This is a genomic window from Photobacterium piscicola (assembly GCF_900166965.1).
Classification (GTDB): domain Bacteria; phylum Pseudomonadota; class Gammaproteobacteria; order Enterobacterales; family Vibrionaceae; genus Photobacterium; species Photobacterium piscicola.
The window spans coordinates 58,333-81,568 of record NZ_FUZI01000008.1; the positions used below are offsets into that span (position 1 = coordinate 58,333).

At 41.3% G+C, this 23,236-nt stretch carries 18 protein-coding genes and 1 pseudogene; 13 read left to right on the top strand and 6 right to left on the bottom strand.

All coding sequences use genetic code 11. The features are described 5' to 3' along the window. The first annotated feature begins 116 nt into the window (after positions 1-116). From frdA to frdD, 4 genes are read left to right on the top strand one after another with little or no spacing between them, the layout of a single operon-like run. A complete protein-coding gene (gene frdA / locus CZ809_RS16635) occupies positions 117-1,940 on the top strand; it encodes a fumarate reductase (quinol) flavoprotein subunit (protein WP_080158678.1) in 1,824 nt (607 codons plus the stop codon). After that, positions 1,940-2,680, top strand: a complete 741-nt coding sequence (locus tag CZ809_RS16640; RefSeq protein WP_080158679.1) for a succinate dehydrogenase/fumarate reductase iron-sulfur subunit — start codon at positions 1,940-1,942, stop codon at positions 2,678-2,680. The genes frdA and CZ809_RS16640 overlap by 1 nt, the downstream gene beginning before the upstream one ends. A 2-nt stretch (positions 2,681-2,682) precedes the next feature. Beyond that, positions 2,683-3,066, top strand: coding sequence for a fumarate reductase subunit FrdC (frdC, locus tag CZ809_RS16645; RefSeq protein WP_080158680.1), 384 nt, complete (start codon positions 2,683-2,685; stop codon positions 3,064-3,066). A gap of 10 nt (positions 3,067-3,076) precedes the next feature. Next, entirely contained in the window at positions 3,077-3,442 is a 366-nt protein-coding gene (gene frdD / locus CZ809_RS16650) for a fumarate reductase subunit FrdD (RefSeq protein WP_080158681.1), read from the top strand. Positions 3,443-3,583: 141 nt separating this feature from the next. Here frdD and efp read toward each other — a convergent pair whose 3' ends face one another. Beyond that, complete coding sequence (efp, locus tag CZ809_RS16655) at positions 3,584-4,150, bottom strand: elongation factor P (protein WP_045038111.1); 567 nt, start codon at positions 4,148-4,150, stop codon at positions 3,584-3,586. Between the two features lie 33 nt (positions 4,151-4,183). Between efp and epmB the strand changes: the two genes are divergently transcribed. From epmB to CZ809_RS16670, 3 genes are all read left to right on the top strand, one after another. Then, positions 4,184-5,206, top strand: a complete 1,023-nt coding sequence (gene epmB / locus CZ809_RS16660) for an EF-P beta-lysylation protein EpmB (protein WP_080158682.1) — start codon at positions 4,184-4,186, stop codon at positions 5,204-5,206. A gap of 463 nt (positions 5,207-5,669) precedes the next feature. Beyond that, complete coding sequence (gene rimK / locus CZ809_RS16665; protein WP_080158683.1) at positions 5,670-6,572, top strand: 30S ribosomal protein S6--L-glutamate ligase; 903 nt, start codon at positions 5,670-5,672, stop codon at positions 6,570-6,572. A gap of 420 nt (positions 6,573-6,992) precedes the next feature. Continuing rightward, positions 6,993-7,448 (top strand): molecular chaperone GroEL, encoded by a 456-nt coding sequence (locus CZ809_RS16670; protein ID WP_080158684.1) that lies wholly within the window; start codon positions 6,993-6,995, stop codon positions 7,446-7,448. Between the two features lie 935 nt (positions 7,449-8,383). On the opposite strand, the gene groL is transcribed toward CZ809_RS16670, so the two are convergent. Together groL and CZ809_RS16680 are read right to left on the bottom strand one after the other, a co-directional pair. Then, entirely contained in the window at positions 8,384-10,027 is a 1,644-nt protein-coding gene (groL, locus tag CZ809_RS16675) for a chaperonin GroEL (protein WP_080158685.1), read from the bottom strand. 42 nt (positions 10,028-10,069) lie between these two features. Continuing rightward, positions 10,070-10,360, bottom strand: a complete 291-nt coding sequence (locus CZ809_RS16680; protein WP_036788874.1) for a co-chaperone GroES — start codon at positions 10,358-10,360, stop codon at positions 10,070-10,072. A 207-nt stretch (positions 10,361-10,567) separates the two neighbouring features. On the opposite strand from CZ809_RS16680, the gene CZ809_RS16685 reads away from it, so the two are divergent. Further along, positions 10,568-11,923 carry an MATE family efflux transporter gene (locus CZ809_RS16685; protein ID WP_080158686.1) on the top strand — a complete coding sequence of 452 codons (1,356 nt, stop codon included), beginning with the start codon at positions 10,568-10,570 and terminating at the stop codon, positions 11,921-11,923. A gap of 81 nt (positions 11,924-12,004) precedes the next feature. Here CZ809_RS16685 and CZ809_RS16690 read toward each other — a convergent pair whose 3' ends face one another. Then, entirely contained in the window at positions 12,005-12,499 is a 495-nt protein-coding gene (locus CZ809_RS16690) for an FxsA family protein (RefSeq protein WP_080158687.1), read from the bottom strand. Positions 12,500-12,947: 448 nt separating this feature from the next. On the opposite strand from CZ809_RS16690, the gene aspA reads away from it, so the two are divergent. The 4 genes from aspA to CZ809_RS16710 all read left to right on the top strand — a co-directional run bounded on the left by aspA (position 12,948) and on the right by CZ809_RS16710 (position 17,240). Beyond that, positions 12,948-14,408: an aspartate ammonia-lyase gene (gene aspA, locus CZ809_RS16695; protein ID WP_080158688.1), complete on the top strand. Its 1,461-nt coding sequence runs from the start codon at positions 12,948-12,950 to the stop codon at positions 14,406-14,408. 113 nt (positions 14,409-14,521) lie between these two features. Next, positions 14,522-15,829 carry an anaerobic C4-dicarboxylate transporter gene (locus tag CZ809_RS16700; RefSeq protein WP_080158689.1) on the top strand — a complete coding sequence of 436 codons (1,308 nt, stop codon included), beginning with the start codon at positions 14,522-14,524 and terminating at the stop codon, positions 15,827-15,829. A 139-nt stretch (positions 15,830-15,968) separates the two neighbouring features. Continuing rightward, on the top strand, positions 15,969-16,472 hold the full coding sequence (locus CZ809_RS16705; protein ID WP_080158690.1) for a thioredoxin fold domain-containing protein: 504 nt from the start codon (positions 15,969-15,971) through the stop codon (positions 16,470-16,472). Positions 16,473-16,595: 123 nt separating this feature from the next. Then, positions 16,596-17,240 carry a response regulator gene (locus CZ809_RS16710; RefSeq protein WP_080158691.1) on the top strand — a complete coding sequence of 215 codons (645 nt, stop codon included), beginning with the start codon at positions 16,596-16,598 and terminating at the stop codon, positions 17,238-17,240. Between the two features lie 84 nt (positions 17,241-17,324). Here CZ809_RS16710 and CZ809_RS16715 read toward each other — a convergent pair. Then, positions 17,325-19,190: pseudogene (locus CZ809_RS16715) on the bottom strand (hybrid sensor histidine kinase/response regulator); the annotation flags it as partial. Between the two features lie 199 nt (positions 19,191-19,389). Next, positions 19,390-20,568, bottom strand: coding sequence for a 3-phenylpropionate MFS transporter (locus CZ809_RS16720; protein ID WP_080158693.1), 1,179 nt, complete (start codon positions 20,566-20,568; stop codon positions 19,390-19,392). Positions 20,569-20,927: 359 nt separating this feature from the next. Here CZ809_RS16720 and acs point away from each other — a divergent pair, with 359 nt between their 5' ends. Further along, on the top strand, positions 20,928-22,877 hold the full coding sequence (gene acs / locus CZ809_RS16725) for an acetate--CoA ligase (RefSeq protein ID WP_080158694.1): 1,950 nt from the start codon (positions 20,928-20,930) through the stop codon (positions 22,875-22,877). The last annotated feature ends 359 nt before the right edge of the window (positions 22,878-23,236 follow it).

The window sequence follows — 23,236 nt, forward strand, 5'->3', positions numbered from 1 at the left end:
CGTCTACATCATATTTTCTCTTAATGAGGTTTCATAAAATACGCGCTGGATTTCAAGGATAGGTACGCATGACGTACCTTTTCATTTTTTTACCGTCTTACCTTCGGAGGATAGCTGTGAAGACTATTACCACAGATATCGCTGTAATTGGCGCGGGTGGTGCAGGCCTACGTTCTGCCATCGCTGCTGCAGAAGCAAACCCAGAACTAGAAATTGCACTTATTTCAAAAGTCTACCCAATGCGCTCGCACACAGTTGCAGCTGAAGGTGGCTCTGCTGCTGTTATCAAAGACGAAGATAGCTTTGATAATCACTTCAACGATACCGTTGGTGGTGGTGACTGGCTATGCGAACAAGATGTGGTTGAATATTTCGTAGAGAATTCAACCCGCGAAATGATTCAAATGGAACAATGGGGCTGCCCATGGAGCCGTAAAGAAAACGGTGAAGTGAACGTACGTCGTTTTGGTGGTATGAAAGTTGAGCGTACATGGTTCGCGGCAGATAAAACTGGCTTCCATATGCTACACACCCTATTCCAGACTTCTATCAAATACCCACAAATCAAACGTTACGATGAATATTTCGTGGTTGATCTTCTAATTGAAGATGGCGAAGTTCAAGGTCTAATTGCGATTCACATGGCGGAAGGTGAGCTGGTTTGTATTAAAGCAAAATCAGTGATTCTAGCTACTGGTGGTGCAGGTCGCGTTTACCACTGTAATACTAACGGCGGTATTGTAACAGGCGACGGTATGGCAATGGCGTTCCGCCACGGTGTACCACTACGTGATATGGAATTTGTTCAATACCACCCAACAGGTTTACCAGGTACTGGTATTTTGATGACTGAAGGTTGTCGTGGTGAAGGCGGTATTATCGTTAATAAAAACGGTTACCGTTACCTACAAGATTATGGCATGGGCCCTGAAACACCAGTAGGCGAGCCAAAAAACAAATACATGGAACTGGGTCCTCGTGACAAAGTTTCACAAGCGTTCTGGCATGAGCAGCAAAAAGGTAACACTATTCAGCACCCACTAGGTGATGTAGTAATGCTTGATTTACGCCACCTTGGTGAAGAGTACTTACATGAGCGTCTACCGTTCATCTGTGAACTCGCTAAAGCATACGTAAACGTTGATCCAGCAAAAGAGCCAATTCCAATTCGCCCAACCGTACACTACACCATGGGTGGTATTGAAACTAACGGTACCTGTGAGACCCGTATTAAAGGTCTATTTGCTGTTGGTGAATGTGCTTCTGTTGGTCTTCACGGCGCTAACCGCCTAGGCTCAAACTCACTGGCTGAGTTTGTAGTATTTGGTCGAGTTGCGGGTGAACACGCAGTTAAACGCGCTGAAGAATTCAAAGGTTGGAACGATGCTTCAATCAATACCCAAATAGACGCAGTACAAGCACGTATTGATGCCCTAATGGCACAAGAAGGTGATGAAAACTGGGCTCAAATCCGTACTGAAATGGGTCACACCATGGAAGCGGGTTGTGGTATTTATCGTCAACAAGATTTGATGCAAGCAACCATTGATAAGCTAGCAGAACTTAAGCAACGCTTTAAACATATTAGCATTCAAGATAAAGGCCAAGTCTTTAACACTGACCTGCTATATGCCATTGAAGTGGGTTACGGTCTTGATGTTGCAGAAGCAATGGCACACTCAGCGATTCTACGTACAGAATCTCGTGGTGCGCACCAACGCTTAGATGACGGTTGTACTGAACGTGATGATGTAAATTTCCTAAAACATAGTTTGGCATTCTACAACAATGGCGATGCGCCAATTATTGATTATAGCGATGTGAAGATCACGAAATCACAGCCAAAAGCGCGTTTATATGGTGCGGAAGCTGAAGCTCACGAAGCACATGAAAAAGCGCAGCAAGCAGCACAGTCAGAAGCTCAAGAGGAAAAGGCATAATGTCAGACAATCGCATTCAAAAAGTTGAAATTCTGCGTTATGACCCAGCGACAGATGCAGAACCGTATTTACAAGCATTTGAAGTACCGTTCAATGAAACGATGTCAGTACTTGATGCGCTTGGTTACATCAAAGACCACCTTGATAAGCATCTAAGCTACCGTTGGTCTTGCCGTATGGCGATCTGTGGTTCATGTGGCATGATGGTTAATGGCGTGCCTAAGTTGGCTTGTAAGAGCTTCCTGCGTGATTATCCTAATGGCGTTAAAATCGAACCATTAGCTAACTTTGCCATTGAAAAAGATTTAATTGTCGATATGACTCCCTTTATTGAGCGTCTTGAAGCAATTAAGCCTTACATTATCGGCAACGATCGTACGCCTGAAGACGGCACGAACCTTCAGACACCAGAGCAAATGGCAAAGTACAAGCAATTTGCTGGCTGTATTAACTGTGGCCTTTGCTACGCAGCATGCCCACAATTCGGTTTAAACCCTGAATTTATCGGTCCTGCTGCACTAACACTTGCACACCGTTATAACCTTGATAGCCGCGACCATGGTCAACATGAGCGTATGGAATTGATCAACAGTGAAAATGGTGCATGGGGCTGTACATTCGTGGGTTACTGTTCTGAAGTATGTCCAAAGAGTGTTGATCCAGCAGCAGCTGTAAACCAAGGCAAAGTGGAATCATCAAAAGATTTCGTTATTGCAATGTTGAAGCCTCAGGAGGCATAAGGATGAGCAACCGTAAACCTTACGTTCGTGAAATGACGCGTACTTGGTGGAAAGACAGTTCTTTCTACCGTTTTTACATGCTGCGTGAAGCAACTGTATTACCGCTAATTTTCTTTACTATCTGCTTAACCTTTGGCTTAGGTTGTTTAGTAAAAGGTCCTGAAGCATGGCAAGGTTGGCTAAACTTTATGGCTAACCCTATTGTGATCATTCTAAATATTATTGCGTTAGCGGGAAGTTTATTCCACGCACAAACGTTCTTTAGCATGATGCCGCAAGTGGTGCCAATTCGCATCAAAGGCAAGAAACTCGATAAGAAAATTATCGTTCTTGCACAGTGGGCAGTTGTTGCTGTCATCACTGCCATTGTTTTAGCGCTAGTTTAAGGAGCCGCTCGTGATTAATTTACATCCAAAACGTTCCGATGAGCCAGTATGGTGGAGTTTATTTGGTGCCGGTGGTACTTGGTTTGCAATGATCACGCCAGTCACTATTTTAGTGCTTGGCATCATGGTTCCACTGGGTATTATTAGCCCAGAAGCCGTTAGCTACGATCGCGCTGCAGATTTCGCAACCAGCTTTATTGGCGCATTATTTGTGATTGCAACCCTATCACTACCAATGTGGCATGGTATGCACCGTCTACACCATGGTATGCATGACCTTAAGTTTCATACTGGTGTTGTAGGTAAAATCGCTTGTTACGCTGCTGCGTTCTTAGTGACTGCCCTATCAATCATCTTTGTGTTCATGATTAAATAATCACTGATACACAATCTAAAAAAGCACCGCTTGCGGTGCTTTTTTTATGGCTGTTATTTAAAGATTTAAAACATCATAACCCTGAATTTCAGCCAACAAAAAAGGCCGCCAAAGCGACCTTTTTTAAAGCTCAATATGAATTTACTTCACACGGCTTACGTATTCACCTGAACGAGTATCAACTTTGATAACCTCGCCAATTGCGATGAATAAAGGAACACGTACTACAGCGCCTGTAGTTAGTGTCGCTGGCTTACCACCAGTACCTTGTGTATCGCCTTTAAGACCAGGATCAGTCTCTGTTACTTCAAGCTCAACAAAGTTTTGAGGAGTAACAACGATAGGGTTACCGTTCCAAAGCGTTAGCGTACACGCATCGTTTTCTACTAACCATTTCGCATTATCACCAACAGCTTTAACGTCTGCTGCGATTTGCTCAAATGTTTCATTATTCATGAAATGGTAGAATTCACCGTCGTTGTATAGGTAATCAAGTTCAGTATCGATTACGTCCGCAGCTTCAACTGATTCGCCTGATTTAAACGTTTTTTCAAGAACTTTACCTGAAATAAGTTTACGGATTCGTACGCGGTTGAACGCTTGACCTTTACCAGGTTTAACAAATTCGTTTTCGATAATGACACACGGTTCATTATCAAGCATAATTTTCATTCCGCTGCGGAATTCATTGGTGCTGAAAGACGCCATTCTAATCCTCTTAACATCTTCGAGTTGTATTTAATGTCGCATATCATACCCCGAAACGTGCCATCTGTTGAGCAAAACTGGCTGAATGATCTAGCTAATGCGATATCTGATCCCTTAAAGCTACTCAATTGGCTTAAAATTGATCCAACACCTTGGCAAAAAGGCCTTGCTGCTAAAAATTTATTCGCGCTTCGTGTTCCTATAAGTTTTGTCGAAAGAATGGAAGTTGGCAACCCATACGATCCATTGTTGCGCCAAGTACTGCCGTTAGAGCAAGAATTTGAGGTTCATCCAGGCTACTCAACCGATCCTCTTGATGAACAAGATAACCCCATTCCAGGGCTATTACACAAGTATCACAATCGTGTGTTGATGATCGTTAAAGGCGGTTGTGCAGTAAATTGTCGTTATTGTTTTCGACGCCACTTTCCTTATCAAGATAACAAAGGCAATAAAACCGTCTGGCAGCAAAGTATTGATTACATCGCAACCCAACCACACATTAACGAAGTGATCTTATCTGGTGGTGATCCACTAATGGCTAAAGATCACGAATTAACATGGTTGCTCGAACATATTGCCGCAATTCCACATATTAAACGGTTGCGTATTCACAGCCGCTTACCCGTTGTAATCCCACATCGCATCACACCAGCACTGTGTGAGTTATTTGCTAGCAGTCGTTTACAAATTATCATGGTGACCCATATTAACCATGCCAATGAAATCAATAATCAGCTAACCTCGGCGATGACACAGCTCAAGCAGGCTAAGGTTACCTTGTTAAACCAAAGTGTGCTCCTTAAAGGGGTTAATGACTCCGTCACAGCGCTAACAGACCTCAGCGAAGCCTTATTTGATGCTGGAATATTACCGTACTACTTACACGTACTGGATCACGTACAAGGCGCTGCACACTTCTTTGTCAGTGATCAACAGGCACGTATCTTAATGGCCGGATTAATCAATAATGTTTCGGGCTATTTAGTTCCAACATTAACCCGTGAAATAGGCGGTAGAAGCAGCAAAACCCCACTCGATCTTCACCTTGAATAACCGCTATTGATTGATATTCTTGCCCTTCGCCACCTAATTTCTCTGATTATTGCATCGAATTAATGCTGACTTGTTATTACGAGTCAGCAAAATCTCCACCTCAATATTAGCGAAAAACTCACAACGTACAGCTTTTCTAGCTAAAAACACCAAAAACATACACTTGTCTTTTTGCCTATAATAGGCCATACAATAAAGCGACGTAACCCATTGTTTTATAATAACCGTACAGCTTGTACAGCTTTACTAGCTATATATCTCAAAAGCTATTAGCCTATGATATTACTTTTAATGCTCTACCAATTTTATTACACTTCACCATTAAAAAAAATCATCGTGGCAGATCTCGATTTTTTACTGATTTACGTGCATAGTCGCGCCTCATACAGCAGCCCTTTATCGTATTAGGCGTTCGCCAAACGTCGTCGCTGCTGCCAACTCGCTCCCTAACATGAGTATCGCAATGAAAATTGGCATTTTGTCACAGGACGCAAACTTATATTCAACCCGCCGTTTGCGTGAGGCTTGTCAACAACGAGGCCATGAAGCGGTTATTATCAATGCCCTTCGCTGTTATATGAATATCAACTCAGTTCAACCATCAATTCATTTTGAAGGTACTGATCTTATTGGCTTTGATGCCATCATTCCCCGTATTGGCTCAGACATTACCTTTTATGGTTGTGCTGTATTACGTCAATTTGAAATGATGGATGTGTTTTCTGTAAATCAATCTATTGCGATTTCACGCTCTCGTGACAAACTACGTTCATTACAATTATTGAGTCGCCAAGGTGTTGGCATGCCAATTACAGGTTTTGCAAGTAAGCCTGATGATGTATTGGACTTGATTAAAATGGTTGGCGGTGCGCCATTAGTTATCAAACTATTAGAAGGCACTCAAGGCATTGGGGTCGTACTTGCGGAAACTCAAAAAGCAGCGGAAAGTGTTATTGAAGCATTTATGGGCTTAAAAGCTCACATCATGGTTCAAGAATATATAGAAGAAGCTGGCGGTGCAGATATTCGTTGTTTTGTGATTGGCGATAAAGTTATCGCTTCAATGAAACGTCAAGCAGCAGAAGGTGAGTTCCGTTCAAACTTACACCGTGGTGGTAGCGCATCATTAGTTCGCATTACACCCGAAGAACGTAAAACGGCTATTGCTGCAGCAAAAGCTATGGGGCTCAGTGTCGCTGGCGTTGATTTATTACGATCTAAACGCGGACCACTGATCATGGAGGTAAATTCCTCTCCTGGTCTAGAAGGTATTGAAGCAGCAACAGGCAAAGATATTGCAGGTATGGTCATTGATTATATTGAAAAAAATGCAGGAAAGAGCCGTCGTCACCTACAAAATCAATAAATTACAATCATTATGAATTTAATAAGCAGCCCTCACATGGCTGCTTTTTTTATCATTTAGCTAATAACGATCATGTTTTTGAAAACAAAACAGCTAAAAGGTGTACATTTTCAATATCTTATTGTAAAAGAAAATGACCTCCATAAATCATTGATATTAATCAAAAAATAACTGTACAGCTTTTTTTGCTTTTTACTCGGCGAACTAAAGCTTTAGATTTACGATGTTACAATTACTCAGTATTGCTATATTATTCAAAAAAATCCGCTTCAATACCGCCCTCAAAAAGACTGTTATCGATAATAAATGTGATCTTTAAAACACTCAGTAATCAAGGTGTTGATTAGTACTACCTCGTACAATCGAATTACGTTAACGTATAAGCCATATAGTGTTCATAAAACAAAGAAAGGATAAGTAATGATTGATTTTAATTATGCCGTTGAAATGGTAGAAGATGAACAGGCATATAGTATGGGGCAGGTAAATACTAATGACGTTCCAGCTGAAGCGCTTACCACTTACACCCAGCTACTTTCACAATTACTGCAACAGCCAGAACAAGGTAAGCGTTATGCCGGCTTTGGCTTTGAAGGCGCAGAAAAATTAGCATTCAGTGCCTTACAAATTACAGAGCACGATCAAATTGGTGCAGGAATGGTCTATAACCCAGATGATAATGGTGACAATTTTGTTTTAATTGGCCGTGTCTTCTTTAGCATCAAAGAAAGCAAGGTTTCATTCAACATGGAACCAAATGCTGATGATGTGCTAGTACAAGGTGATGTTGATTTACGAGGTTACATTCAATCATTTGTGATTTGCTTTATGGCTGCATGGGTCGCTTTAAATCAAGAACATCTACCTAACGAGTAAAAGCTATCTTTTCTCGCATACATATTTAGATTGCCTCTGTTTATTACAGGGGCTTTTTTATGCCTACAAGATTGACTGTCACCGTTGAGCGAATTCCAACCAACATGTACAGCGATATGTGATGATACCAGCTTTTTTATGTACTAATTTAAACATTCCAACTTAACAACTCAATACACAGCTAACTCTTTGATTATAAACAATAAAAAATACGTACAGCTTTTCATGCTTTTTACCATGTGAACTGTCCTTAAGCATGTTGTATTAACTTAGTCGCTATTACCTCTCTGTGAATAATTACATTTACCCCCGTTTTTAACCAGCACTATGAAATTTTAATATAATTTTGTACCGTTCAACTAAATACATTATTGGCAACTAAAAGCAATACAACTAGCATATTATTATATAAATACAAAATGTAATTAATTAATCAAAAATATATATTTAGTTAAAAACTATAATAAATTATCAAATAACACCTAAAACAATTTAAACAATGATAAACAGTAAAAAGATTAAATTAACATACAAAGCTGAACTTCATTTTATTTTATTTTTTATCCATATACTTAGTCCAATCATCATCCGTTTTAATTTATTAAGCACTTGGCTCTATCTCTATAATAAAGAAATATAATTACGCCTAACCATTAAAACACGATCACCTTTTAATCAAAAAAACAGCTAATAGGTGCACTAAATATTAGAATATTACATTATTACTTAATAACACTATAAGTAATTGTTTTTAATTGATTTTATTTTCGTGCAGCTTTTCGAGGAATATTCCCAATGAACTGTGCACATAAGATAGGTAACAATAAATGAAAGAAGACAAAATAATAGCAATAAAAAAGTCGAGCTATGCTCGACTTTTTTATGACGCGAATTTTTATAACAAAGAGACCGTTATCTCTACTGTTATAAATGGATTACATCATACCGCCCATGCCACCCATACCGCCCATGCCACCCATATCAGGCATAGAAGGAGCATCAGAGGCTTTATCAGTGATCATTGCTTCAGTAGTGATCATAAGACCCGCTACAGACGCTGCAAACTGAAGTGCTGAACGGGTTACTTTTGTAGGATCAAGAATACCCATATCAATCATATCGCCGTATTCGCCCGTTGCAGCGTTGTAACCATAGTTACCTTCACCAGCACGAACGTTATTAGCAACAACAGACTCTTCATCACCCGCATTCTTCACGATTTGACGAAGTGGTGCTTCCATTGCACGAAGTGCTACGCGGATACCCACATTCTGCTCTTCGTTATCACCAACAAGGTTAACAACTTTAGATGCAGCACGAATAAGTGCTACACCACCACCTGCAACCACACCTTCTTCAACCGCAGCACGAGTTGCATGTAATGCATCTTCTACGCGATCTTTCTTCTCTTTCATTTCAACTTCAGTTGCTGCACCGACTTTGATAACAGCTACGCCGCCAGCAAGTTTAGCGACACGCTCTTGAAGTTTTTCTTTGTCATAGTCAGAGGTTGCATCTTCGATTTGTTGACGAATTTGTGCAACACGACCTTGAATCATGGTTTCTTCACCAGCACCATCAATAATAGTAGTGGTTTCTTTAGTGATAGTAATACGCTTAGCTTGACCAAGATCTTCTAGTTGAACTTTCTCAAGCTCTAGACCAATCTCTTCAGAGATAACAGTACCCGATGTTAGGACTGCAATATCTTGTAGCATTGCTTTACGACGATCACCAAAGCCAGGCGCTTTAACAGCAGCAACTTTAACGATACCGCGCATGTTGTTCACAACCAATGTTGCTAGCGCTTCGCCTTCAACGTCTTCTGCAACGATAAGTAGTGGACGAGAAGCTTTAGCTACGCCCTCTAGTGCAGGAAGAAGTTCACGAATATTTGAAACTTTCTTATCAACCAATAGGATAAATGGGCTTTCTAAATCTACAGAGCCCGCTTCTTGGTTGTTAATGAAATACGGTGATAGGTAACCACGGTCAAACTGCATACCTTCAACAACATCTAGCTCGTCTTGAAGTGCTTGACCTTCTTCAACCGTAATAACACCGTCACGGCCTACTTTTTCCATTGCTTCTGCAATAAGGTTACCAACAGTTGTGTCAGAGTTTGCAGAGATAGTACCTACTTGCGCGATTGCTTTAGTATCAGCACAAGGAACAGATAATGCTTTTAGTTCTTCAACCGCAGCAATAACCGCTTTGTCGATACCACGCTTAAGATCCATTGGGTTCATACCCGCAGCAACAGCTTTTAGACCTTCAGCAATAATTGCTTGAGCAAGTACTGTTGCTGTTGTTGTACCGTCACCCGCCGCGTCATTCGCTTGCGAAGCCACTTCTTTAACCATTTGTGCGCCCATGTTTTGGAACTTGTCTTCCAATTCAATTTCACGCGCTACAGATACACCATCTTTAGTGATAGTGGGTGCACCAAATGATTTATCAAGCACAACATTGCGACCTTTAGGCCCTAATGTTACTTTTACCGCATCAGCCAGAATGTTGACACCTTCTAGCATTTTAATTCGTGCGTCGTTACCAAACTTAACGTCTTTAGCAGCCATCTTGGGATTTCCTTTCTTAATTCTTAATTTAATGTGATCGGATTATTCAACGATTGCCATAATGTCATTTTCAGACATGATAAGAACTTCTTTACCGTCAATTTTTTCAGTCTTAGTGCCGTAGCCTTCTGCAAAAATAACCACGTCGCCCACTTGTACATCTAGTGGTTGTACGGTGCCATTTTCTAGAATGCGACCTTTACCTACAGCAAGGATTTTACCGCGAGTAGATTTTTCAGCCGCAGAACCAGTTAACACGATGCCACCGGCAGACTTAGATTCAACTTCTTGGCGTTCAACGATAACTCGGTCGTGTAAAGGACGAATGTTCATTGGTCGTCTCTCCTGATAATTAAGGTAATGTCCATGATTTGAAGCCAACAAGCACTCACTTGTATGACTTTCTATATGGTTAAGATGTTGGGTCTAATTTCTAAATCCCAAGGTTAAGAGCGCTTTTTTTTGTTATTTATTTGAGAAATTTTGCCCGATCACACACTTTGCATTAGGGTATGCAGGCATCCTTATTTTGAGACCATTATGGCAACATTACCCAAGTCAGATAAACATGGATTATTATCGGCTCCCATTCATGACGCATTACGACGTTTAACCGTGCCAATGGTGTTTGGCATGATCGCGATTTTAATGTTCAACTTAGTTGATACTTTCTTCATTTCACGATTGGGCACCAATGCACTCGCCGCCGTCAGTTTTACCTTTCCCGTCACTTTTGGCTTGAACTGTATCACTATGGGAATGAACGTTGGCATATCAACCAGTATTGGACGCATGCTTGGTCAAGGTGATAATCACAGTGCCGCACGTATAACCACTCACGGATTGTTACTGAGTCTATTGTTGATGATCATAGGATCGATTATCGGTTTGCTCACTATTAAACCGTTATTTACTTTAATGGGTGCGTCAGCTGAGTTATTGCCCATTATCGAACAATATATGACAGTGTGGTACATCGCGATCCCATTACTGGTGATCCCGATGGCTGGCAATAGTGCTATTCGTGCCACTGGCGATGCCAAAAGTCCCGCCAAGATCATGGTGATCGCGGGGGTCATGAACGGCTTATTAGATCCATTATTGATCTTTGGTTATGGTCCGGTTCCTGCTTTAGGTGTAAAAGGTGCTGCTATTGCCAGTGGCATCAGTTGGGTGTTTGCGCTTATTGTTTCACTACATCTGCTTTATAACCGCGAAAAATTACTGATTGTTCCGCAATGGCATGCATTAAAAAGCGATTGGCAGCAAATATTACACATTGGTGTACCTGCTGGTTTATCGACAGCCCTAAATCCACTTTCTGGCGCCTTATTAATGGCGATGCTAGCAAGCCAAAGCACAGCTTCGGTGGCCGCTTATGGCGCAGCAATGCGAGTTGAATCATTATTAGTGATAGTGATGATGGCACTTAGCTCTGCATTAATGCCTTTTATGGCACAAAACTTAGGCGCACAAAAGCCACAGCGCGCATTTAGTGCATTATTTGCCGCAATGCATTTTGCTATTGGATTTCAACTACTGGTATTTGTTGCAATGGTGCCTCTGAGCATGCCACTGGCTGCACTTTTTTCAAAAGATGCCATGGTTCAAAATCAGCTGTGGCATTACTTATTAGTGGTGCCTGCAAGTTATGGATTACAGGCAATTTGTATGTTGCTAATTAGCGCCCTCAATGCGCTACACAAAACCATTAATGCTCTATGCTGGAATCTATTACGACTCTTTGTGTTATTAGTGCCTCTCGCATGGTTTGGCAGTCATCTTTATGGTACCAAAGGGCTCTTTATTGGTATCGCCATCGCCAATATGATCAGCGGCATTGGTGCTTATTTATATGCTCGAAAACTACGAAAAAAACAGCTATCACTTGCTTAATTAATATGAATAGCATGAATAAAAAAAAGCAGCCATGGCTGCTTTTTTATTAATACTATATTTGTTTATTTAATGTTGCGGCTACGGTAAACGATGCTGGGAATTGTTATTATCATGATTATCTGTGCGCTCATATTCACCATCAAATACATCACCATTAGCAGCATCATTTGAATGACGATGATGTGAAAAACCGCCACCAAAATGAGTAAAGTTACTTTTTAACGTGACTTTTTGCATTAATAATTGTGCTACTTTAGCCCGTGACGGCGGCAATAATAAAACTAAACCTAACGCATCAGTCATAAATCCAGGTGTTAATAATAAAACACCCGCAACCGCAAGCAACATCCCTTCGACAATTTCTTGGGTTGGCATTTCGCCTTGTTGCAACTTGTTTTGAACCGACGTTAACGTCGCAATACCTTGGCTTCTCACTAACGAAGCGCCAATCACTGCGGTAAAAAAAACAATGGCTATTGTTGGCCATAATCCCAATAAGCCACCCACTTGAATGAATAAGCCAATTTCAACCATTGGCACCACAATAAACAGTAACATTAGTAGTGGAAACACACCCCGCCCCTTATCTTTAAATGATTTTATGCTGATGCTCTACCATAGACATTACCTGATTATCCGTTTAATTACTCATGACAAATTTCATTCTTCACTTCAAATATGTTAACAAATGCAACAAAAACACAATTTGAGTTGGTTCCAAAAAATACAAAGCCACACCTACAATTTGTTCACATCTTGTCATTTTTATTCATTTTACGTGTAAAATGACGTGCTACTGTTAACAGAAAGTGTGAAAGAGATCGCGTTTCTGTGCAAAGATTAACAAGCCCTCGTAAAAAGTGATCTGGATTATGTTTTTAGCGGTTGAGGGGAGTATTATCGGCACCAATTAAGGTGTCAGGTATGATCATCTCGCCACAACTTTGCGACAATGGATTATCGCTACAACTGTTGGCTTACTTATTGATTTTAATTATGAAGTTTTGCAAAGGGCTATATTATGTCTCAGATGATTGATCTTGAAAAAAATAAAGCAACAATCAATGTCGCAACTCGTATAGAAGAAGATTTACTTGGCGAACGCCATGTTCCTGCAGATGCTTACTGGGGTATTCATACTCTACGCGCAATTGAGAACTTCAATATTTCTAACACAACAATTTCTGATGTTCCTGAATTTGTACGTGGTATGGTTTTCACCAAAAAAGCAGCAGCAATGGCCAACAAAGAGCTTGGCGCTATTCCTTCTGACATTGGTAATTACATTGTTCAAGCCTGTGATCTTATTCTTGAAAGCGGCCGTTGCATGGATCAATTCCCATCAGACGTTTTCCAAGGTGGTGCTGGCACATCAGTCAACATGAACACCAACGAAGTTATTGCTAACCTTGCACTTGAAATCATGGGTGAAGAGAAAGGTCGTTACGACATCGTTAACCCAAATGATCACGTAAACAAATCACAATCTACTAACTGTGCTTACCCAACAGGTTTCCGTGTTGCCGTTTACAACAGCATCATCAGCATGTTAGAAGCACTAGATTACCTAAAAACAGCATTTGATGTTAAAGCAACTGAATTTGCTAGTGTATTGAAAATGGGCCGTACTCAACTTCAAGACGCAGTGCCTATGACGGTAGGTCAAGAATTCCATGCTTACGGCGTACTACTAAAAGAAGAAATCAAAAACCTTCAATACACAGCACAACTACTACTTGAAGTTAACCTTGGCGCAACAGCGATCGGTACTGGTCTAAACGCAGCAACAGGTTACCAACAACTATCAGTTCAACGTCTTGCTGAAATTACAGGTTTACCTGTTGTTGCTGCAGAAGATTTAATCGAAGCAACATCAGACTGTGGCGCTTACGTAATGGTTCACGGCGCACTAAAACGTACTGCCGTTAAATTATCTAAAATTTGTAACGACTTACGTTTACTTTCTTCAGGCCCACGTACTGGTCTAAACGAAATTAACCTACCTGAAATGCAAGCGGGCTCTTCAATCATGCCAGCGAAAGTAAACCCAGTTATCCCTGAAGTGGTTAACCAAGTTTGCTTTAAAGTTATTGGTAACGACACCACTATTACTTTTGCAGCAGAAGCGGGTCAATTACAGTTAAACGTAATGGAGCCTGTTATTGGTCAAGCGATTTTCGAATCAATTAGCCTACTTAAAAATGCATGTATCAACCTACGTGATAAGTGCATCGAAGGCATTACTGTTAATAAAGAAGTTTGTGAAAGCTACGTCTTTAACTCAATCGGTATCGTTACTTACTTAAACCCATTCATTGGCCACCACGAAGGTGACATTGTTGGTAAGATTTGTGCTGAAACCGGTAAGAGCGTACGCGAAGTCGTGCTTGAGCGTGGATTGCTGACTGAAGAGCAATTAGATGATATCTTCTCTATCGAGAACTTAATGCATCCTCAATATAAAGCTAAACGTTATAACTAAACACGTTAACGCCTGAGAATACCAGCGGATTGTCACTTGATTATCCGCTTTTTTTTTGCAACTAAATCCTCTTTTTGATTTTTATCTTTTAAACTTTAGACAGGAAAAATTCTATGACTGGAATTGAACTCTTGGTCGTTCTGGGCTTTATTTATTTAGGTTCGAGAATTGGCGGTATTGGTATCGGTTTTGCCGGCGGTGCTGGTGTGTTGGTGTTATCACTCGTTTTTGGTATGCCCACCAGTGAATCATTAATCCCTATCGATGTTATTCTTATTATCATGTCAGTAATCACCGCTATTGCAGCAATGCAAGTTGCCGGTGGTATGGATTGGCTAGTAGAAATTGCTGAAAACTTCCTTCGAAAACACCCTAAACGCATCACTTTCTATGCACCTATCGTTACTTATTTGATGACAGTATTAGCAGGTACTGGACACACGGCTTTTTCAACACTTCCTGTTATTGCCGAAGTAGCTAAAGGCCAAGGCATTCGCCCTTCACGTCCCCTTTCTATTGCCGTTATTGCATCACAGATCGCGATCACTGCTTCACCTATTTCAGCAGCTGTGGTGTTCTTCTCTGGTATCCTTGAACCTGTGGGTGTGAGTTACATAACTCTACTTGCTATTTGTATTCCAACAACCTTTATTGCTTGTATGGTCGGCGCTTTTGTCGCTAACTTTATGGGTTGTGAACTAAAAGATGATCCCGTTTATCAAGATCGTTTAGCAAAAGGCTTAGTTAACATTGAGCAAAAAGGTAAACGTGAGATTAAACCAACTGCACGCAAAGCGACCTATATCTTTATTACTGCAATTGTACTTGTGGTTTGTTATGCCGCAGCTATCTCTCACTCTATCGGTTTAATTACCGATCCAACACTGGGTCGTAACGAAGCGATTATCGCCGTGATGTTAACATCTGCTGCGGTAACAGTATGGGTAACTAAAATTGATGCAGCTGAAATTCCATCAGCACCAACATTCCGTTCTGGCATGACAGCTTGTATTTGTGTACTTGGTGTGGCATGGCTTGGCGCGACGTTCGTAAATGCGCACGTTGATGGTATTAAAGAAGTGGCGGGTTCACTATTAAGTAGCCACCCTTGGATGCTAGCATTAATTCTATTCTTTGCTTCAATGTTACTTTATTCACAAGGCGCAACCACAACAGCATTAATGCCAGCGGCTCTTGCTATTGGCGTAGCACCATTAACTATGGTGGCTTCTTTTGCGGCTGTTAGTGCACTGTTTGTATTACCGACTTACCCAACGCTACTCGCGGCAGTAGAGATGGATGACACAGGCTCAACGAGAATTGGTAATTTGGTCTTTAACCACCCATTCTTTGTTCCTGGGGTTGTTACTATTTCGACATCAGTGGCTTTAGGCTTCTTGTTTGGTAGCTTTATTTTATAATTGGCTATTAATAATGAATGATTAAAAAGCTGCTTTCGAGCAGCTTTTTTTTTTGCAGGTCATAAATCATTGCTAAACTGATGATAAGGTCATATGTGCTTACGTATAACCAAACCAACGACAATAAGGATGTTATTGGGTGGCAAATATTAAAACAAAACATGTCTTAGTGATATTAATCATAACAGCCATAACCATAGTGAGTGGCTACTTACTTAATAGTAAACCAAACCCCGTTATACTTACCTTTACAGCCGTTAATTCAATCTCTGAACTCAAACAGGCACTTAAAGTAGCCACTCAACAACAACGTCCAGTACTACTCGATGTTTATGCAGAATGGTGCTCGCCCTGTATAGCTTTAACTCAACAGACATTCCCTGCTGCAAATGTTATTCCTCAACTCAAAAAATTCACGCGCTTGAAAGCCAATGTTACGGCCAATACCCGTGCTGATATTGCATTAATGCATCACCTTAACGTAATTGGTTTTCCCAGTTTATTATTCTGGGATACACAAGGAAATCCATTACCACAAGTAAAAATAAATGGTTTTATTAATGCCGATAGTTTTAGTCGTCATTTACAACAAGCGATCATTTTCCCCACGCCCTCATCAGCCTCACAAAACCATGCGCAATAACCCCTCAAATTACAAAAGCGCGTACTCAAGCATGATCAAGATCCAATCTCAACGGTGAGTAAATTGCGCCTTTGTTACTGAAATGTTAGCGTAAAACACTAATAATAAGAAATAGGCTCAACTATGGACGTTCAATACACCATTGTTATCGCCGATGATCATCCCTTGTTTCGTAACGCTCTCTTGCAGTCGATTCATATGGCCATCAGTGATACCCACCTCCTAGAAGCTGACTCGCAGAATTCGTTATTTTCACTATTAGAGAAAACGAAGGATATCGACTTACTGTTACTCGACCTCAAGATGCCGGGATCTAATGGCATATCAGGTCTGATCCAGTTACGACAACAGTACCCAGAACTGGCTATTGTGGTTATTTCAGCGAGTGAAGAAACGGAAGTTGTGCAGCAAGTTTATAACCATGGTGCATTTGGTTTTATCCCTAAATCGAGTGATATGCAGGTATTGCTAAATGCCTTAAAACAAATCATTAATGGTGAACCTTACTTTCCGACAACCCTCAATGACACCCATTATATCCACCAGCAGTTACCCACTAAAATTGCGACGTTAACCCCACAGCAATATAAAGTATTAACCATGCTGACAGAAGGCTTACTCAACAAACAAATTGCCTATGATCTCAATGTCTCAGAGGCAACAATCAAAGCACATCTAACCGCTATTTTTCGAAAACTTGACGTTAAAAATCGCACTCAGGCGGTGATCTTATTACAACAATTAGAACTTCATTCACTCGCCCAATAATACTCACCAATGCCGCCATTGATCTCACTTTTATCCACTGACCTAATGACGCTCTAATGTGAGCGTCATTACCGGTATTTATCATCAACACTTAACACGCTTACTCAGCAAACATTGATTTAATATCGCCCGTAATTTAAGTGCCTTAACCGGCTTACTTAAAAAACTAAACCCTTGTTGACGAATCAATGCTTGTTTTTCAGTTAGCCTATCAGCACTAATCAAGACACCTTTAAAAGGGAGTTTAAGTTGAGATCGGCATAGTTGTAATATTTCTAATCCTGTTTGGTGCTTTGCAAGATGATAATCACTGATGATCACCTCAGGCTGCCAACCCTCAGCTAATAACGTTAGAGTCTGTATTTTATTCTCGGCAATACGTACCTCACAATGCCACAATTCTAATAGCGTCATCATCGCATCTAGAATCTCAGGTTCATTATCAATACAAAGTACCTTCAATCCACCTAATGACGAGCTCGATGCTGACGGTGATACCATTGCAGATAGAGGCAAGATTGATGCTGTGGTTCGTGGTACAGATAAAGAAAAGACAGTGCCTTGCTGCGGCCATGACCGTAGCCCTAATGGATGGTGTAATACACGAGATATTCCACGAGCAATCGCAAGCCCTAATCCTAAACCGTGTTCAGCCTCCGTCTGATCCATGCGGGTAAATTCATCAAATATATCAGCCTGCTTCTCACGCTCGATACCCGGACCATTATCCCAAACCTCAATTAAAATCCGTTCACCTTGACGACGTACACCTAATAAAACCCGTCCTTTAGGGTTATAGCGAAAAGCATTAGTTAGAAAATTTTGTAATACTCGCCGAAGTAATTTACTGTCCGAAAGGATCACCGCCTCACTCATCACCACGCTAAAATCGATCTGCTGTTGTTGAGCTAATACACCAAATTCAGCTTGTAATACACTCAATACATCACTGACTCGTAGTGGCATAACGTGAGCTTCCAGCTTACCGGCTTCTAGGCGTGAAACATCTAATAGATCGCCAATCAAATCTTCAGCAGCGCTTAACGCACTAGTGATATGAGCCGCGAGACGAGCACTTTGTGGATCAGAACTTACCTCAACGAGTGATGATGAAAATAATCGAGCGGCGTTAAGCGGTTGCATTAAATCATGGCTGACCGCAGCTAAGAATCGGCTTTTAGAATGCGCTTGAGATTCTGCCTGTTGAGTCGCAACAACCAATTTCTTATTGAGTTGTTCTAATTGTTGCGTACGTTTTTTAACTCGAGCTTCTAGGTTTTCATTTGATTCTTTTAATGCCATTTCAGCTTGGCGAAACACCGTAATATCACTAAAACTCATCACAAAGCCACCACTTGGCATCGGGTTACCTTGCACCTCAATCACCTGTCCATCAGCTCGAACTCGGGATGAAGTATGCGGAGTTCTTTGTTGTAGATGCTGAATTCGCTTGGCTACATGCTGTTCCGAATCACCACTGCCACATAATCCTTGATTAGCGTTATGCCGAATCAAATCAGCAATTGGGCATCCCACCTGAATTAATCCCACCGGAAATGAAAATAATTCAAGGTAGCGTTGATTCCATGCCACCAGCCGTAATTGGTTATCAACCACAGCGATGCCTTGGCTAATATGTTCAATTGCGCCTTGTAATAAGCCACGACTAAAATCAAATATCTCAGACGCTTCATCAACAATGGTTGCCACATCCTCTAATTGCATGTCACGGCCTTGTAATGCCGATGTAAGCACCAACTTTGCCGATAGCTCACCAAAAACAGATGCTAGCACTTGTTCTGTATGTAAAATCATTGCAGGTGATGCTTGCTGTTCAGCAACAAGCTGACATTGTTGCTGCTTGGAAAATTGAGCAAAAGCGTGTTGAATACGTTTACGTCCAACAAACCTTGCAGCTAAGAGTTCAAGCTCCCTTACGGTAATTTGTGCATCCATTCTCAATCTTCCTTCATTGTCCTTGTGCCACTGTAACGGAGTTATTAACCTTGGCTCAATTGAGATCGCTCACAAAAATGAAGCGAAGATGTATTTTCAGCGGCCACTAGCGGTATTTTTAGCAATAAAAAAAGCGCATCCATTAAAGGATGCGCTCGTTATTACTATTTAGATTGGACTTACAAGCGTGTACTTAGGCTTGATTCATTTGTGGTGTAAGTGTCTGTGGCTGCTTACCTGGTAATGGTAAACGGATGAAGAATACAGGCACAGCCATAACGGCCATGACCCAGAACACATCAGCCCCCCAATCACCATAAACCCAACCACTGATTGAGGTTAGAATTGCCATCACCGCCCCTAGCGGAATCGCATTATACAATGACTGTAGTGCCACCATATGATTGCTAGGTGAACGCTCGATATAACGAATTGCGGCTAAGTGAGCCGCAGCAAATGTCACGCTGTGTAATGACTGCACCGCAAACATTGCCCATTGATCAGTAATGGTCGCCGTTAGGCCCCAACGTACTAACACGCCCACAGCAGCTAAACGGAACATATTATTAATAGACCAGTTAGCAAATAAGCGCTTACTTACAAGGAACATGCCGACTTCAGCGGCAACACTAAAACTCCATAAGTAACCAATCACCGATTCATTAAAGCCTATTTTCTGCCAATAAATCGAACTAAAACCATAATATGCTGCATGGCTCCCCTGCAATAATGCTGCAATTAGCATTAATTTAATCACTGAACTATCACGCAAAATCTGCATTAATGCAGGACGTGTTTGCTGATGGCTATCAACATCAACAGGCATCACCGCAGGGTTACGGGCTGCCATTAATTGTGCGAAACCTAAGCCTGCTAATGCAACCCAAGGAATAATATTAGCCCCATAACGTTGCGCGAGAATGCCGACAACGGTAGAGCCTGCAATAAAGGCAATAGACCCCCATAAACGGGTACGTCCATAATCTAAATGGCCTTCTTTAGCATAGTGGTTTGTTATTGCATCAGAGATAGGTACGATAGGACCAGCAGATAAATTAAACAACACCGTGACGGCTGCCAGAGCCCAGAGGTTACCACCACACACAATATAAATAATACATGCCACTAACCCTAGTAACGTAAAGCCACGTAAGGCTGGAATTAAATGTTCGACTTTATGGATCCGTGGTGTAATCACTAAATTAGCAATACAACGCACAGCAAAACCTAAGCCTAGTAACAAGCCAATATCAGAATCATCGACCCCTATATGTTTAAACCAAATCGCCCAAAAGGGTAAATAGACCCCATAAGAAAAGAAAAATCCCAATAGATATTGGGATGTCCAGCCATAAGGCTTACTTTTAAACATAATAAATCTCAAAGTGTGGTAGATGAAAAACCGCTCTATTATGCCGTAAATTAACCACAACGCCGCAATGGTTCAGTGATGTTTACTCTAAAATAACAAATATTCGCAACCTAATTGCGACAGCGATCACACTCAATATCAATCCATTATTCAGTTAATGGCATAAGCAGTGCACAAAATACAATGTAACCCACGTGCAACAGCATAAGCTCATCAAATTACACCGTGATCTCATCCTAAAGTCTAATTGTCGAGACCGTGAGAATCCTCCACTTTAACCATTAATATCACTTAAAACGGTGGTTATTCAATATCACGACCATCACCCCAGTAAGGGAAAAAACTCAAGGAGAACAGGGATGAGTGAGGTTCATATTTATCCAGTTGATAATGCAATAGTGAATAACGCCCATATCAACCACGACCAATATCGTGAGATGTACCAACAATCAACGATTAACCCTCAAGGCTTCTGGCGTCAGCATGGTCAAATCATTGATTGGATCACCCCATACACCAAAGTGAAAAACACCTCATTTGATAGTGGTCATGTCAGCATAAAATGGTTTGAAGATGGTGAACTTAACGTTTCAGCCAATTGTATTGATCGCCATCTTGCTGATCGTGGCGATCAAGCGGCGATTATTTGGGAAGGCGATGATCCTAATGATGATGCCACCCTAACCTATAATGATCTTTACCAACAAGTCTGCCAATTTGCTAACGCCCTTAAAAGCCAAGGGGTACGTAAAGGTGATGTTGTATGCCTTTACATGCCAATGGTCGCAGAAGCTGCGGTTGCCATGCTGGCATGTACTCGTATTGGCGCGGTACATACTATTGTCTTTGGTGGTTTTTCCCCTGAAGCCCTCGCTGGTCGTATTATTGATTCTAATGCAAAAGTTGTGATCACCGCTGATGAAGGGGTGCGTGGTGGGCGAGCCGTTCCTTTAAAACAAAATGTTGATGATGCTCTCGCTAATCCATTAGTTACCAGCGTTGAAAAAGTAGTGGTCTTTCAACGCACTGGTGGTGACATTGAATGGCACAGTGAACGTGATGTGTGGTGGCATCAAGCAACAGCTGTCGCTTCTAATCACTGCGCACCTGAGCCAATGAATGCTGAAGACCCACTGTTTATTCTCTACACCTCCGGTTCAACAGGTAAGCCTAAAGGCGTGTTGCACACCACAGGTGGCTATCTGGTTTATGCCACCATGACCTTTAAATATGTTTTTGACTACCAACCCGGTGAAGTCTATTGGTGTACTGCCGATGTTGGCTGGATCACAGGTCACAGCTATTTGGTTTATGGCCCTCTCGCCAATGGCGCGACCACGGTTTTATTTGAAGGTGTACCGAATTATCCATCCACTAGCCGAATGAGTGAAGTGGTTGATAAACATCAAGTCAACATCCTCTATACTGCCCCCACTGCAATTCGCGCGTTAATGGCAAAAGGTGATGAAGCGATTGCAGGAACCCACCGTTCATCATTACGGATCATGGGATCTGTCGGTGAGCCAATTAACCCAGAAGCATGGGAATGGTATCACCGTACCATTGGTGATAGCCGTTGCCCGATTGTTGACACCTGGTGGCAAACAGAAACTGGCGGCATTCTTATCAGCCCGCTACCTGGTGCAACGGCACTTAAACCCGGCTCAGCAACGCGACCTTTTTTTGGTGTACAACCAGCATTAGTTGATAACGTCGGTAATATCCTTGACGGTGCGACTGACGGTAACCTTGTAATGACCGATTCATGGCCGGGACAAATGCGTACATTATGGGGTGATCACGAACGGTTTGAACAAACCTACTTCTCAACCTTTCCCGGAATGTATTTCTCTGGTGATGGCGCTCGACGTGATGAAGATGGTTACTATTGGATCACAGGTCGAGTTGATGATGTGCTAAATATTTCAGGTCACCGTATGGGAACCGCTGAGATTGAATCGGCTTTAGTCGCTTTTGATAAAATAGCAGAAGCGGCGATCGTCGGCGTCCCTCATGCCATCAAAGGTCAAGCGATTTACGCGTATATCACCCTTAATGATGGTGAATATCCAAGTGCTGAATTACATAAACAAGTTAAAGATTGGGTTCGAAAAGAAATAGGGCCCATTGCTACCCCTGATTTTCTTCACTGGACAGATTCATTACCTAAAACTCGCTCAGGTAAAATTATGCGCCGAATTCTACGCAAAATTGCCACAGGAGACACGGGCTCTTTAGGGGATACATCAACACTCGCAGATCCAAGTGTGGTTGATAAACTGATAGCAGAAAAACAACAATTATTCTAAATCGTGCTTATCCCTAAAAAAGCAATCTAACTAAGATCAAAAGACCGCAACTGTGGTCTTTTTTTATGCAGTTATTAATGATAATTTAAATCGAATTCAGCTTAGGATAAGCTAGTTAACGCTAAAATATCGCGTTAACCTATTCGATATTGATAATATTTTTTAAAAAAGCCTCATTAAATAAGCTTATTAATGATCTTTTTTAAGCCCAATTATCACACCGTAATAATAACTGACGAAAACACAGTTTTATTACTAAATTCTTGCACTTAGTTACGTTACATTGACGTAGGATAAACGTATTAACATCTACTAACATTCTTACAACGGCTTACACCTGTTCGCGCAAAAAGTGGTGA